This is a genomic window from Cobetia sp. MMG027, assembly GCF_027947415.1.
In the GTDB taxonomy this organism is placed as follows: Bacteria; Pseudomonadota; Gammaproteobacteria; order Pseudomonadales; family Halomonadaceae; genus Cobetia; species Cobetia marina.
In genome coordinates this window covers 34,265-48,333 of sequence record NZ_JAQJIO010000010.1, presented here as the reverse complement: position 1 = coordinate 48,333, position 14,069 = coordinate 34,265, and the positions used below count along the sequence as shown (strand labels likewise).

Annotated in this window: 12 protein-coding genes; 1 reads left to right on the top strand and 11 read right to left on the bottom strand. The window is 63.4% G+C overall.

Going from position 1 to position 14,069, the window contains the following annotated elements; genetic code table 11:
* Positions 1-124: 124 nt before the first annotated feature.
* Positions 125-2,869 (top strand): aconitate hydratase AcnA, encoded by a 2,745-nt coding sequence (gene acnA / locus PJK54_RS14245; RefSeq protein ID WP_271303216.1) that lies wholly within the window; start codon positions 125-127, stop codon positions 2,867-2,869.
* A gap of 134 nt (positions 2,870-3,003) precedes the next feature.
* Here the strand turns inward: acnA and PJK54_RS14240 are convergent, their stop codons facing one another.
* The 11 genes from PJK54_RS14240 to radC all read right to left on the bottom strand — a co-directional run bounded on the left by PJK54_RS14240 (position 3,004) and on the right by radC (position 13,929).
* On the bottom strand, positions 3,004-4,683 hold the full coding sequence (locus PJK54_RS14240; RefSeq protein WP_077377790.1) for an NAD-dependent malic enzyme: 1,680 nt from the start codon (positions 4,681-4,683) through the stop codon (positions 3,004-3,006).
* Between the two features lie 311 nt (positions 4,684-4,994).
* Entirely contained in the window at positions 4,995-6,239 is a 1,245-nt protein-coding gene (locus PJK54_RS14235; protein ID WP_176494238.1) for a YeeE/YedE family protein, read from the bottom strand.
* A gap of 211 nt (positions 6,240-6,450) precedes the next feature.
* Entirely contained in the window at positions 6,451-7,464 is a 1,014-nt protein-coding gene (locus tag PJK54_RS14230) for a tryptophan--tRNA ligase (protein ID WP_084207810.1), read from the bottom strand.
* Between the two features lie 217 nt (positions 7,465-7,681).
* Entirely contained in the window at positions 7,682-8,803 is a 1,122-nt protein-coding gene (gene ald, locus PJK54_RS14225) for an alanine dehydrogenase (protein ID WP_077377781.1), read from the bottom strand.
* A gap of 143 nt (positions 8,804-8,946) precedes the next feature.
* Positions 8,947-9,462, bottom strand: coding sequence for an acyl-CoA thioesterase (locus tag PJK54_RS14220; protein ID WP_271303215.1), 516 nt, complete (start codon positions 9,460-9,462; stop codon positions 8,947-8,949).
* Positions 9,459-9,815, bottom strand: a complete 357-nt coding sequence (locus PJK54_RS14215; RefSeq protein ID WP_077377775.1) for a putative signal transducing protein — start codon at positions 9,813-9,815, stop codon at positions 9,459-9,461. Before PJK54_RS14215 ends, PJK54_RS14220 begins: the two co-directional genes overlap by 4 nt.
* 132 nt (positions 9,816-9,947) lie before the next feature.
* On the bottom strand, positions 9,948-11,138 hold the full coding sequence (locus PJK54_RS14210; RefSeq protein ID WP_271303214.1) for a class I SAM-dependent rRNA methyltransferase: 1,191 nt from the start codon (positions 11,136-11,138) through the stop codon (positions 9,948-9,950).
* A 159-nt stretch (positions 11,139-11,297) separates the two neighbouring features.
* On the bottom strand, positions 11,298-12,113 hold the full coding sequence (mutM, locus tag PJK54_RS14205) for a bifunctional DNA-formamidopyrimidine glycosylase/DNA-(apurinic or apyrimidinic site) lyase (protein WP_271303213.1): 816 nt from the start codon (positions 12,111-12,113) through the stop codon (positions 11,298-11,300).
* 155 nt (positions 12,114-12,268) lie between these two features.
* Positions 12,269-12,424 carry a 50S ribosomal protein L33 gene (rpmG, locus tag PJK54_RS14200; RefSeq protein ID WP_016417370.1) on the bottom strand — a complete coding sequence of 52 codons (156 nt, stop codon included), beginning with the start codon at positions 12,422-12,424 and terminating at the stop codon, positions 12,269-12,271.
* 92 nt (positions 12,425-12,516) lie between these two features.
* Positions 12,517-12,753: a 50S ribosomal protein L28 gene (rpmB, locus tag PJK54_RS14195; protein WP_043336270.1), complete on the bottom strand. Its 237-nt coding sequence runs from the start codon at positions 12,751-12,753 to the stop codon at positions 12,517-12,519.
* 501 nt (positions 12,754-13,254) lie between these two features.
* Complete coding sequence (radC, locus tag PJK54_RS14190; RefSeq protein ID WP_271303212.1) at positions 13,255-13,929, bottom strand: RadC family protein; 675 nt, start codon at positions 13,927-13,929, stop codon at positions 13,255-13,257.
* Positions 13,930-14,069 lie beyond the last annotated feature (140 nt).

The following is a 14,069-nucleotide window of genomic DNA, read 5'->3' as shown; positions in this document are numbered from 1 at the left end:
CAGTATCCCGCGATTTGGCAGTCGCTCTCAGGCGACGCGTCGCAGCCGGCCGAGGCACCTGACGCACCTGTTGGATGACACATCAGCAGTCTGGCCGGTGAAGACAACGACAAGGAGGAGAATCATGGGTTCCCAGCGCTCTCAGTCACTGGATTCGCTCAATACCCTCTCCGAACTGCAGGTCGGAGACAGGCAATATCACTACTACTCGCTCAAGAAGGCCGCCGAGTCGCTTGGCGACCTGACGCGACTGCCCTTCACGCTCAAGGTGTTGCTGGAGAACCAGCTGCGCTTCGAGGATGGTGACACTGCCACCAAGGACGACATCAAGGCGCTGGCCGACTGGCAGAAGACCGCCTCCAGCACTCATGAGATCGGCTATCGCCCGGCCCGGGTGCTGATGCAGGATTTCACCGGTGTGCCCGGCGTCGTCGACCTGGCCTCCATGCGTGACGCCGTCAAGACACTGGGCGCGAACCCCGAGAAGGTCAATCCGCTGACCCCGGTGGATCTGGTCATCGACCACTCGGTGATGGTGGATCACTACGGTGACCCGAGCGCCTTCAAGGACAACGTGCGCATCGAGATGGAGCGCAACCGCGAGCGCTACGAGTTTCTGCGCTGGGGCCAGCAGGCCTTCGACAACTTCTCCGTCGTCCCGCCGGGTACCGGCATCTGCCACCAGGTAAATCTGGAATATCTCGGTCGCGCCGTCTTCACCCGCGAGGAAGATGGCAAGACGCTCGCCTACCCTGACACCCTGGTCGGCACCGACTCCCACACCACCATGATCAATGGCCTGGGCGTGCTGGGCTGGGGTGTCGGCGGGATCGAGGCGGAAGCCGCGATGCTCGGCCAGCCGGTCTCGATGCTGATTCCGGAAGTGGTCGGCTTCAAGCTGACCGGCAAGCTCAACGAAGGCATCACCGCGACGGACCTGGTGCTGACCGTCACCCAGATGCTGAGAAGCCGTGGCGTGGTCGGCAAGTTCGTCGAGTTCTACGGTGATGGCCTGGACGACCTGCCACTGGCGGACCGCGCGACCATCGCCAACATGGCGCCGGAATATGGTGCCACCTGCGGCTTCTTCCCGCTGGATGACGAGACGCTCAACTACATGCGTCTGTCCGGCCGCTCCGATGAACAGGTCGCGCTGGTCGAAGCCTATGCCAAGGAGCAGGGTCTGTGGCGTGAGCCGGGCCACGAGCCGATCTTCTCCGACACCCTGGAGCTGGACATGGGTGAGGTCGTCGCCTCTCTGGCCGGCCCCAAGCGTCCGCAGGATCGCGTCGCGCTCACCGACATCAAGCAGACCTTCGAGAAGATCCTCGATGACCAGCTGGGTCAGATTCCCGCGGTCGAGGACGGCAAGTGGCTGTCCGAGGGTGGCCAGACCGCCGTCGATGTCGAGCAGAGCTACGAGAAGGATACCGACTACAGCGAGCTGGACGGCGAGACCTTCCGTCTCGATCACGGGGACGTGGTCATCGCCGCCATCACGTCCTGCACCAACACCTCCAACCCCAGCGTGATGCTGGCGGCAGGTCTGGTGGCCCGCAAGGCGCGCGAGAAAGGCCTGCGCACCAAGCCATGGGTCAAGACCTCTCTGGCACCGGGCTCCAAGGTCGTCACCGACTATCTCGCCTCGGCGGGGGTTCAGGATGACCTCAACGAGCTGGGCTTCAATCTGGTCGGTTATGGCTGCACGACCTGCATCGGCAACTCCGGCCCGCTGCCGGACCCTGTCGAAGCCGCCATCAACGAGCGTGACCTGACGGTCGCCTCGGTGCTGTCGGGCAACCGCAACTTCGAGGGTCGCGTGCATCCCAACGTGCGCACCAACTGGCTGGCGTCACCGCCCCTGGTGGTGGCCTACGCCCTCGCCGGCACCGTGCGCACCGACCTCTCCAAGGAGCCGCTGGGCAAGGACAACGACGGCAACGATGTCTTCCTCAAGGACATCTGGCCCACCCAGGCGGAAATCGCCACGGCCGTCGAACAGGTACGCACCGAGATGTACCGCAAGGAGTACGCTGAAGTCTTCGACGGCGACGAGACCTGGCAGGCCATCGAGGTACCGGAAGCCGAGGTGTATGAGTGGAAGGATTCCACCTACATCCAGCATCCGCCGTTCTTCGAAGGCATGGAGCGCGAGCCGAAGGCCGTGCAGGACGTCGAGAACGCTCGCGTGCTGGCCATGCTCGGCGATTCGGTGACCACTGACCACATCTCACCGGCCGGTGCCATCAAGCCGGACAGCCCGGCGGGTCGCTACCTCAAGGAGAACGGCGTCGAGGTCAAGGACTTCAACTCCTATGGCTCACGTCGCGGCAACCATGAGGTGATGATGCGCGGCACCTTCGCCAACGTGCGCATCCGCAACGAGATGCTCGATGGCGTCGAGGGCGGCGAGACACGCCACGTGCCCTCCGACGAGCAGATGGCCATCTACGATGCCGCCATGAAGTATGCCGAGGAAGGCACGCCACTGGTGGTGGTCGCGGGCAAGGAGTACGGCACCGGCTCCTCACGTGACTGGGCCGCCAAGGGCACCCTGCTGCTGGGCGTCCGTGCGGTGATTGCCGAGTCCTATGAGCGCATCCACCGCTCCAACCTGATCGGCATGGGTGTGGTGCCGCTGCAGTTCCCCGAAGGCGAAAGCCGCCAGTCTCTCGGCCTGACCGGTGATGAGGAAATCAGCATCAGCGGTCTGAATGACCTGACGGCCGGCGGCAAGGTCCAGGTCACCTTCAAGAGCGACAAGGGTGAGCAGAAGATCGAGGCGCTGTGCCGCATCGATACCGACAACGAGCTGGAGTACTACCGCCACGGCGGCATCCTCCACTACGTGCTGCGCGGCATGCTGTAACCCGCCAGCCGCTGACCGCAATACAAAAGCCCCCGCAGGCATGGCCTGCGGGGGCTTCTTCATTTGCACACTCTGTTTCAGGCAACCTGTTTCAGGCAATCTGCTTCATGCGCTCACTGACGGCGCAGGCGCGATCAGAACGCCTTGCGACGGTAGGCGCGGTAACGCGGCTGCCAGAAGTTCTTCTCGATGTTGGCCTGGATGATCTCATCGCTGGAGGTCAGCGCCACGCCGTCGGCCTGAGCCTGACGTGCTACATCGAAGGCGATCTGACGGCTGATGTCCTGGATGTCGCCCAGCGACGGCAGCAGCGCGCCCTCGCCCTTCAGGACGATCGGGGCGTTGTTGGCCAGCGCATTGGCCGCGGCCATCAGCATGTTGTCGGTGATGCGTGAGGCGCTGGATGCCAGCACACCCAGACCGATGCCCGGGAAGATGTAGGCATTGTTGCACTGGGCAATCGCGTGGGTGTGGCCGTTGTGCTCGACCGGCGCGAACGGGCTGCCGGTGGCGACCAGTGCCTTGCCGTCGGTCCACTCGATGACTTCCGCCGGGGTCGCTTCGACGCGTGAGGTCGGGTTGGACAGCGGCATCACCAGCGGGCTCTCGCAACCGGCCTGCACGGCACGGATCACGTCTTCGCTGAACAGGCCACGCTGGCCGGAGACACCGATCAGCACGCTCGGCCTGGCGGCCTTGACCACATCCAGCAGGCCGCGGTCACCGAAGTCGGCCACGCTCTCGACGTCGTGAGCCAGACGGCTCTGGAAGTCGTAGAGGCCTTCCATGTCGCTGGTCAGCAGGCCGAAGCGATCGACCATGAAGACACGCTTGCGGGCCTCGGCCTCGTCCATGCCTTCCTTGACCATCGCCACCACGATCATCTCGGCGATGCCACAACCGGCACTGCCGGCACCCAGGAAGGTCACGCGCTGGTCGGAGAGCTTCTCGCCCTTGGCCTTGCAGGCCGCCATCAGGGTCGCGACCACGACGGAGGCGGTGCCCTGGATGTCGTCATTGAAGCAACAGACTTCATCGCGGTAACGCTCGAGCAACGGCATGGCGTTGGCCTGCGCGAAGTCCTCGAACTGGATCATGGCCTTCGGCCAGCGACGCTTCACGGCAGTGATGAACTCGGCCACGAAGGCGTTGTAGTCATCACCGGTGACGCGCTCGTGACGCCAGCCCATGTAGCGCGGGTCGTCGAGCAGCTTCTGGTTGTTGGTGCCCAGATCCAGCGAGATCGGCAGGGTGTAGGCCGGGCTGATGCCGCCACAGGCGGTGTACAGCGACAGCTTGCCGATGGGGATGCCCATACCGCCGATGCCCTGATCGCCCAGGCCCAGGATACGCTCACCATCGGTGACGACGATGACCTTGACGTTGTCCTTGGTCGCGGAGCGCAGGATGTCATCCATGTGCTCGCGGTCCGGGTAGGAGATGAACAGGCCGCGGTGGTTGCGATAGATGTTGGAGAACTCCTCGCACGCCTGACCGACGGTCGGGGTGTAGATGATGGGCATCATCTCCTCGAGGTGCTCCTCGATCACGCGGAAGAACAGGGTCTCGTTGTCGTCCTGCACCGAGCGCAACAGGATGTGCTTGTCGAGGTCGGTGGCGCACTGCTGATACTGGCTGTAGACGCGCGCGACCTGCTCTTCGATGCTCTCGACATTCTGCGGCAGCAGGCCCATCAGATTGAAGCTGACACGCTCCTCGAGGCTGAAGGCGCTGCCCTTGTTGAGCAGCGGCATCTCGAGCAGGCTCGGGCCGGCATAGGGAACGTACAGGGCGCGCTTGGAAGTATCCGTCATGGCGAGACTCTTGAATCAGTGGGGACGACCTCACGCTCGGCAAGCTTCTCGGCATGCCGGCAGACACGCGCAGCATGCCCGCTGAAGCACCGCAGAAGACCTGCTGGCAACCGGGCGTCCGAGGGACCTTTCGACGTGCAGTTTCCACGTGCGAACAAGGCATGATGATAGCACGCGCAGTGCTATCTCCGGCAGCCTGTGCAGGGTCGGCGTGCGTTGCGCAGACAAGGGTGCTGCATGACGAGAAACGCCCCGCACATCCCCCTGACGGGGAAGGAGCGAGGCGTTCGAGGTCACGTACTGAGAATGGCTCAGGCCAGATCGGCACGCGATGCCGGCTTGCGCGGCGCAAGCGCGAAGAACGGGCGCAGCTTCACGCCCAGCATGTTGCCGGCGAAGGCCATCACCAGCCACAGCCAGCCATGCAGGCTGCCGGAGGAGATGCCGCCGAAGTAGGCACCGATGTTGCAGCCGAAGGCCAGGCGCGCGCCGTAGCCCAACAGCAGACCACCCAGCACGGCAGCCACCACCGAGCGCAGCGGAATGTTCCACTTCGGCGCGAACTTGCCGGCCAGCAGCGCCGCCGCCAGCGCCCCCACCACGATACCGATGTTCATCACCGTGGTGATGTCTTGATAGAGCGGTGCGGCCAGCGCCTTGGCATTGCCCGCCGCCTGCCAGTAGCCCCAGTCACTGACATCGAAGCCCAGCGCGGTATAGGCCTTGGTGCCCCACAGCGCGAAGGCCGAGGTGATGCCCCACGGGCGACCGGCCAGCGCCAGCGTCACGAAGTTGAGCAGCGCCAGCGCCACGGCACCCGCCAGCAGCGGCCAGGGGCCGCGCAGAAAGCGTGACAGACCACGCGGCTGACTGTCGGTCACGGCGGCCTTCTCGAGCTCACCGTGACGGCGCTTCTCCAGCGTGCGTGTCACCACCACGATGATGGCGAACAGCACCAGGCTGACGATGATGCCACCCAGCGCGCCGAAGCTGTCCACCAGCGAGACGGCGGGCAGCGACGGCAGGCTCTGCCACCAGCTGAAGTGCGCGGTGCCGATCACCGAGCCGACGCAGAAGAAGATCAGGGTGATCACCATGCGCGCATTGCCGCCACCGACGGTGAACAGCGTGCCCGAGGCGCAGCCGCCGCCCAGCTGCATGCCGAGCCCGAACAGGAAGGCACCGACCACCACCGAGATACCCAGCGGCGAGACGAAGCCGGAGACCTCCTGCCCCCACAGGCTGCCCGAGGCCAGCACCGGGAAGAACAGCACCACGGCGATCGCCAGCATCAGCATCTGGGCACGCAGGCCGCGTCCTCGGCGCTCGGTGATGAAGACTCGCCAGGCGGAGGTGAAGCCGAAGGCCGCGTGGTAGAGCACCACGCCCAGCGCGCCCCCCACCAGCAGCAGCAAGCCCTGGCGCCAGCCGGACACCATCCCCAGCAGGATGGCAGCCACTACCAGCAAGCCTCCGGCCAGAATGGCCTTCGGGTTGATGGCGGTCGTCGGCAGGCCGGACTGGCTGGCCTTGCCGGGTATCGCATCGTGACTCATGTCTTGCTCCTTGAACGAAGTCGTCATGTCGCGTTCATCAATGCGGCAAGCCTAACGCGTTGCCTTATAGCTGTGAACGAATTTTCAGCACGCCATCCATTCCGCCATGGAATATAAGTCACCCCCGTCAGCTCACCTCCCAGACGACGACGCCCGCCATCGAAAGCGATGGCGGGCGTCTGGTGCCGGGCTGTGCGGGGTGTCCTCGAGATTACACGAAGTTGCCCAGACCGACGGCACGACGCAGGCGCTCCATCATCGGCGCGGCCTCATCGCGCGCACGCTCGGCACCACGCTTGAGGATGGCTTCGACATGTGCCGGATCTTCCATCAGCTCGACGTAACGCTCACGCGGCGCCTTGAGATGGTCGTTCAGGTATTCGAACAGCTGATTCTTGGCATCGCCCCAGCCAATGCCGGCGGCGTACTGCTCACGCATGGCGGCGACTTCCGCCTCGGTGGCGAAGGCGGAATAGATCTGGAACAGGGAACAGGTATCCGGGTCCTTCGGCTCCCCCGGCTCCAGCGAATTGGTCTTGATCTTGCGCACGCTCTTGAGCAGCTGCTTCTCGGTGCCGAACAGCGGAATGGTGTTGTTGTAGCTCTTGGACATCTTGCGGCCATCGAGGCCCAGCAGCAGCTGGGATTTCTCGTCGGTCACCGCCTCGGGCATGGTGAAGTAGTTGCCCTTGAAGAGGTGGTTGAAGCGCCCGGCCATGTCACGCGCCATCTCGATATGCTGGATCTGGTCACGCCCCACCGGCACCTTGTGGGCATTGAACATCAGGATGTCCGCCGCCATCAGCACCGGATAGCTGAACAGCCCCATGCTGATGCCACGATCCACGTCCTCGATGCCCGCTTCCTCGTTCTCGGCCACGGCGCCCTTGTAGGCATGCGCACGGTTCATCAGGCCCTTGGCGCAGACACAGTTGAGCAACCACATCAGCTCCGGAATCTCCGGCACATCCGACTGGCGATAGAAGATGGCGTTGTCGGTGTCCAGCCCCAGCGCCAGCCAGGTGGCGGCGATCTCACGGCGGGATTCCTGCACGCGCTTCGGGTCCTGACACTTGATCAGAGCATGGAAATCGGCGAGGAAATAGAAGGACTGGACCGTCGGGTCCTGGCTGGCCTCGATGGCGGGCTTGATGGCGCCGACATAGTTGCCGAGGTGAGGGGTGCCGGTGGTCGTGATGCCGGTAAGAACGCGGGTCTTGGTCATGGATGCACTTCTTGGGCGTCTGAGTCGGGGAGCGTGCCACTTGGCGGGACCTGCTCACAATGAATCACGACAGGGCACGACGGCGCGCATCACGATGCGATGAACCCGCCATGTCCTGCCGCTGCATTGCGCTCATCTTACCCTGAGGGGCATGGCCTTCGTAAGGGCCGGACAGACGACCAGCGCCCCATGCACGCCATGTACCCGCCGGCAGGCGTCAGCCCTTTGCCAGGGCATCTTCCAGCGAGATCACCGGCATGCCGAAGGCAGCGCCGACTTCCGCAATCGTCAGCTGGCCGGCATGCACGTTGAGGCCTGCCGCAAAGTGACGATCTTCCCGCAATACCTTGCGATAGCCGCCATTGGCGAGCTTCACCACATAAGGCAGCGTCGCGCTGGTGAGTGCCTGGGTCGAGGTACGTGCCACGGCCCCCGGCATGTTGGCCACGCAATAATGCACGACACCATCGACGAGATAGGTCGGTTCCGCATGGGTCGTGGCGCGACTGGTCTCGAAACATCCGCCCTGATCGATCGCGACATCCACCAGTACCGCACCGGGCATCATGTTGCGCAGATGCTCGCGACGGATCAGCTTGGGAGCCGCGGCACCGGGCACGAGCACGGCCCCGATGATCAATGCCGAATGGCGTACCGCCTCATCCAGCGCCTCGGATGTCGAATAGACCGTACGAATCTGTCCCTGATAGCGGTGATCCAGCGTCTCGAGGCGGTTCAATGACGTATCGAGAATCACCACCTCGGCGCCCAGCCCCAGCGCCATGCGCGCCGCATTCTCCCCCACCACGCCGCCGCCGATCACCGTGACCCGCGCCGGTGGCACGCCAGGCACACCGGGCAACAGCACCCCCATCCCGCCTTGCGCCTTCTCCAGCGCATGCGCGCCGGCCTGGATCGCCATGCGCCCGGCAACGCGACTCATGGGTGCCAGCAGCGGCAGACCACCGGCGGTGTCGGTGATGGTCTCGTAGGCAATCGCGGTCACCCCGCTATCCAGCAGGCTTTCGGTCAGCTCACGGGCGGCGGCCAGATGCAGGTAGGTGAACAATGTCTGGCCGCTGGTGAGACGCGCCACCTCAGCCGGCTGAGGCTCCTTGACCTTGAGTATCAGCTCGGCCTCACGAAAGACCTGCTCGACATCCGATTCAAGACGAGCCCCGACCCCCTGGTACTCGGCGTCACTGAACCCACTGCCCTCACCCGCACCACGCTCGACGATGACGTCATGGCCATGGGCAATCAGCTCTCGCACCCCGGCGGGCGTCAGAGCGACACGATATTCGTGGTTCTTGATTTCCTTCGGCACGGCGATCTGCATGACGAGCTCCTTGCACTGCTGGCGGAATATGGCGATGTCACCTCGACACCTCCTACAAGCACAGCAGACTCGTGAGTGTCGCGCCAATCAGATGCCAGCAAGATTCACCAAAACACGACAGCAATGCAGTGGAATGCAGGGAATCATCGTTGGCTGGCAGCATCCTCGCTCACCAGCGCCGCCGAATAGCATTCACGGTAAGCCTCAGGCATGCGTCTGGCTCGCCCACTCGAGAGTTCGATGCAGACGAAGCGCGTGCGTGCCTCCAACAGCGTCAGACCATCCGAGCAACGACGCAGCTGAAAGCGGCGCGTCAGGCTCAGGCGGCCATCGCACGCCACCAGCCAGGTGGCCAGCATCAGCGAATCGCCAAGCCGTGCGCTGGCCAGATAGTCGATCTCGTGACGATGCACCGCCATGCCACGATCCTGGGCACGATAGTGTTCAAGGCCCAGCCCCAACGCTTCGGAATGCGCCCAGCTGATTCTCTCCAGCCAGCGCACGTATTCGGCATTGTTGACATGGCCATAGCCATCCAGCGCCTCGACACTTACCGCGATCGGCAGCAGGAAGGGAGACGGCAGCGCCCACCCTTCACAGGTTTCCCGCAAGGGGGCCGTGTTGCCGATGACGGTCTCCGATGCCTGTACGTCCGTCATGCCACGAACTCCGTGTCATCATCCTGCTCGCGGGGCCCTGCATCATCACGCATGGGCGCACTGGCACCGCAGGACCAGCATTCACTGAAGCTGCCTTCGAGGCGCTCCCCGCAGGCGCACTGCCAATCCGGCTGCGCAGGCGCGGCCTCGATATGCGCCAGCAGCTGGCGAGCGCGGGCGAGGTTGTGCTCGGCAACCCACAATTGCGGCTCGCAATCGTTGACGGGCAACTCCCCGGCTGCCGAACCCAGCAGACGGTTGCGCAGCTCGCACGGGATACCTTCGCTTTCCAGAAGGTTGCGCCAGTGATCCAGCAGCACGAGATTGTGATGGGATGTCAGTCGTCGATACATGCCGTCAGACTATCAGAGTCCGGGCGCTACGGAAGCCATCAACGACAACGCCGCCCCGAAGGGCGGCGTTGTCGTTCGTGCCAAAGGACGCGTTCATCGCTCGCGATCCCGATCGCGACCCGAGACTCGATCTCAGTCGCGATAGACCCGCACACCGAGCGCCTTGAGGTAGGAGGTCTCGGGGATGGACGGGTGCACCGGGTGGTCGCTGGCCTGATGACCCTGGAAGATGACCTGACCGTGGCGGTCCTGGTGACGCACGGCGCCGCGCACCACATCCATCAGGCGCTCCGGCGCCAGATGCATGGAGCAGGAGCCGGACATCAGCAGACCGTCGCGGCCCAGCAGGCGCATGGCTTCACGGTTGAGGCGTGCATAGGCACGCTCACCATTGGTGATGTCCTTGCGCTTGCGGATGAAGGCGGGCGGATCCGCGATGATGACGTCGAACTGCTCGCCTTCCGCGCGCAGGGCCGTCAGTGCCTCGAAGACATCCGACTCCGCGATGGAGACGCGATCCTCGACACCATTGAGCACGGCGTTGCCCGAGACACGCTCAAGTGCCGCACCGGAAGCATCGACACACAGCACTTCGCTGGCACCATTGGCAGCCGCCTGCACCCCCCAGCCGCCGACATAGCTGAACAGGTCCAGCACGCGCTTGCCTTCGACCTGACGATTCAGCCAGGCACGGTTGTCGCGGTGATCATAGAACCAGCCGGTCTTCTGGCCATCCAGTACCGGCGCGCTGAACTGGACCCCATTCTCTTCCAGCAGCACGCTTTCCGGCAGCTCGCCATAGACGACTTCGACGTTGCGCTCGAGCTGTTCCTGACGGCGACCGCTGGAATCGTTCTTGAACACGATGGCGGTCGGCTTGACGACCTTCAAGAGCGCATCGACGATCACTTCCGCCAGTCGCTCCATGCCGAAGGTGTTGAGCTGGCAGACCAGCACGTCGCCGAAGCGATCGACGATCAGTCCCGGCAGCAGGTCGCCCTCGCCGTGGACCAGACGGTAGAACGGCTTGTCATAGAGGCTCTCGCGCAGTGACAGCGCCTGGTTGAAGCGATGCACCAGCAGCGAGCGGTCCAGACGCTGTTCCGGGTTGCGCGAGACGATACGCGCGCAGATCAGCGAGTTCGGGTTGACGTAGGCAACGCCCATCGCGCGGCCGTTGCTGGCCTCGATGATCGCCTGGGCGCCCGGTTCGAAGTTCTTGAGCGGCGTCGCGACGGTATCGACTTCATTGGAGTACAGCCACAGATGGCCAGCCTTGAGGCGGCGATCAGCATTCTTCTTCAGGCGCAGACGTTCAGTCACGGGAATCATCCATAAGACAGGGAAAGGGACAGGACGACGACAGGGCGCGCCCGAATGGGGCCATTCTAGTCGTCATGGCGGCCCCGGTCACGGAGCCTCCGGTCAAGTGATCATCAAGGGCCAGCGAGACATGTCTGACCCGTGCCGGCACGAACGGCACTAGCTCTGGCAATGAGGGCAGAAGCAGCTGGCACGCTGCCCGAGCACCAGGCTCATGATCTCATGGCCACACTCACGGCAGGGCTCGCCCCCTCGCCCATAGACGTTGAGGCGCTGGGCGAAGTAGCCGGGCTTGCCATCACCACCGACGAAATCACGCAAGGTGGTACCGCCTTGCTCGATGGCAGCCGCCAGCACGCTGCGCGAGGCCTCGGCGAGGCGCTCATATTCCGCCAGAGAGGTCTCCCCCGCCGGACGACGCGGGTCGATGCCGGCCATGAAGAGCGCCTCACTGGCGTAGATGTTGCCCACGCCGACCACATTGGCGTTGTCCATCAGGAAAGGCTTGATCGCCACGCGTCGCTTGCGCGAGCGCGCGAAGAGAAGCTCACCGGTGAAGGCGTCCGACAAGGGCTCCGGCCCGAGCCTCGCCAGACGTGTGTCAGCGTGCGGGTCACCGCGCACGAAGTCGACGAAACCGAAGCGACGCGGGTCGTGATAGCGCAACACCTGGCCATTGCCCAGCACTACATCGACATGGTCATGCGTACGGGGCGGCGTGCCGATGGGTACCAGCCTCAGACTGCCGGACATGCCCAGATGCCAGAGCAGGTGGCCATCGGCGATCGGCAACAGCAGGTACTTGGCACGGCGCGAGAGCTCACCGAAACGCTGCCCCACCAGCCACTCCGCCAGCTCACTCGGTACTGGCGTGCGCAGCCGTGGCTGACGCACGATCACCTCGGTGACCTCCTGGCCCTCGACCAATGGTGCGATACCACGGCGAGTCGTCTCGACTTCCGGTAATTCGGGCATGCTTCCTCCTCGACTGACCGCCAGACGCACAACAGGGTGACGACAGAAGCCGCCACCCTGTTGCAGGATGCCGGAACTCCGACATCCAGATACTCGAAAACCCGGTCAGGACCGGGTTTTCGAGGGTTCCGACAGCACGCTGGCGGGAGACAAGATCACTTGATCTTGGCTTCCTTGTACATCACGTGCTTGCGAACGACCGGATCGTACTTCTTGAATTCAAGCTTGTCCGGAGTGTTACGCTTGTTCTTGTCGGTGGTGTAGAAGTGGCCAGTACCGGCACTTGACACCAACTTGATCTTGTCACGCATTTTCAGTTTCCTTCCACAGTCGCATTCACCGAACGATTGAGAGCGTTGCCCTCAGCTCGGTTGCCATTGCTACAGGGGCTGTCTTCTAGTGTTTAGAAGCGCTCGCCACGTGCAGTGAGGTCCTTGAGGACTTCGTCGATACCCTTCTTGTCGATGATGCGCATGCCCTTGGTAGAGACGCGCAGCTTGACGAAGCGCTGCTGGGATTCAACCCAGAAACGGTGGGTGTGCAGGTTCGGCAGGAACCGGCGACGAGTCTTGCGCTGGGAGTGAGAAACGTTGTTACCAGTCACCGGGCGCTTGCCGGTAACCTGACATACTTTGGACATTGGAGCCTCCAACCGCTGCGTTGGCTAAGTTGTTCAAAACCTGTCGGGCAAACCGGAAGTGGCAGGCGCCGCCTCATGCCCTGATTTCAAAGTGTGTTACGTCCATTCCGGAAGACAAGCTTCAGGGTACTGGAACGTGCAGGCGCAGCATTTTACCCGAAGAGGAACGCGAAAGCACGCCCAAGACGGATTTTTTTCGCCAACACGCTTCGCCCGAGCTGTCACATCGGTACAGACGCTTGCTTAGCCAGACGCTTCACTCAGCCAATGTCGGCCAGAGTGGTCGCGAATTCTGTGGTGGGTGGTACGGGAGGCGCAACATTACCACAATCGACGCCCTGTTTTGCAATCCCTGTCACCTGGCAGGCCCGACAATTGACCAGACCGGACATCCGCAGGGCGCCTCCTTCCCATCCGCTCCTTCTTCTTCCTTCTCTTCCCCCTGCTCTCGTCTCAGCGCCTTGTCGAAAGAGGTCGCACAAGACCGAGGCGATGCCTGGCTCACAACCAGCCACGCTCGGCGAAGGAGATCACCTCGCCGTCCCCCACCACGAAGTGATCCAGCACCCGGATATCGAAAAGTCCCAACGCCTCTTCCAGGCGCTGGGTGATACGACGATCGGCATCACTGGGCTCCGCCACTCCGGAGGGATGGTTGTGGGCGAGTATCAAGGCACCCGCGTTGAGCGCCAGCGCCCGCTTGACCACTTCACGCGGATAGACGGCAGCAGCATCCAGCGTGCCGGTGAAGAGTGTCTCGAAGCGAATGACGCGATGCTGACTATCCAGGAAGAGTGCGGCGAAGACCTCATGTGGCAGATCACGCAGATGAGAGGAGAGGTAGCGCCGTACCAGCAGCGGTGAGGTCAATGCCGCCCCGCGCATCAACAGGCTTTCCAGATGTCGACGGGACAGCTCCAGCGACGCCTGCAACTGTACGTACTTGGCATCTCCCAGGCCTAGCGCGGCACAGAAATCCTGCTGACTGGCTTCCAGCAGTGGGCGCAGCCCGCCGAAGGTGGTCAACAGGTCGCGCGCCAGGTCCACCGCCGAACGTCCCTTGATTCCCACTCGCAGGAAGATTGCCAGCAACTCGGCATCTGACAGCGCAGCAGCCCCCGATGACAGAAGCTTCTCACGGGGCCGCTCCCCGATTGGCCACTCCCTGATGCCCATGCACATTCTCCTCTCGTGACAGTGATGCTGACATCCGGCGCGCCACGAGAGTGGCCATGCCTGCCTCAGGGCAGGCCCACCGACACGCCAAGGAGCATGACGCGACATCAGCATTTGGACTGAGAAGCGTGGTCTTCGCC

Excerpts from the sequence above, each read along its gene's own strand:
- acnA (WP_271303216.1), top strand. The coding sequence starts at position 125 with ATGGGTTCCCAGCGCTCTCAGTCACTGGATTCGCTCAATACCCTCTCC.
- PJK54_RS14240 (WP_077377790.1), bottom strand. The coding sequence starts at position 4,683 with ATGACGGATACTTCCAAGCGCGCCCTGTACGTTCCCTATGCCGGCCCG.
- PJK54_RS14235 (WP_176494238.1), bottom strand. The coding sequence starts at position 6,239 with ATGAGTCACGATGCGATACCCGGCAAGGCCAGCCAGTCCGGCCTGCCG.
- PJK54_RS14230 (WP_084207810.1), bottom strand. The coding sequence starts at position 7,464 with ATGACCAAGACCCGCGTTCTTACCGGCATCACGACCACCGGCACCCCT.
- ald (WP_077377781.1), bottom strand. The coding sequence starts at position 8,803 with ATGCAGATCGCCGTGCCGAAGGAAATCAAGAACCACGAATATCGTGTC.
- PJK54_RS14220 (WP_271303215.1), bottom strand. The coding sequence starts at position 9,462 with ATGACGGACGTACAGGCATCGGAGACCGTCATCGGCAACACGGCCCCC.
- PJK54_RS14215 (WP_077377775.1), bottom strand. The coding sequence starts at position 9,815 with ATGTATCGACGACTGACATCCCATCACAATCTCGTGCTGCTGGATCAC.
- mutM (WP_271303213.1), bottom strand. The coding sequence starts at position 12,113 with ATGCCCGAATTACCGGAAGTCGAGACGACTCGCCGTGGTATCGCACCA.
- rpmG (WP_016417370.1), bottom strand. The coding sequence starts at position 12,424 with ATGCGTGACAAGATCAAGTTGGTGTCAAGTGCCGGTACTGGCCACTTC.
- rpmB (WP_043336270.1), bottom strand. The coding sequence starts at position 12,753 with ATGTCCAAAGTATGTCAGGTTACCGGCAAGCGCCCGGTGACTGGTAAC.
- radC (WP_271303212.1), bottom strand. The coding sequence starts at position 13,929 with ATGGGCATCAGGGAGTGGCCAATCGGGGAGCGGCCCCGTGAGAAGCTT.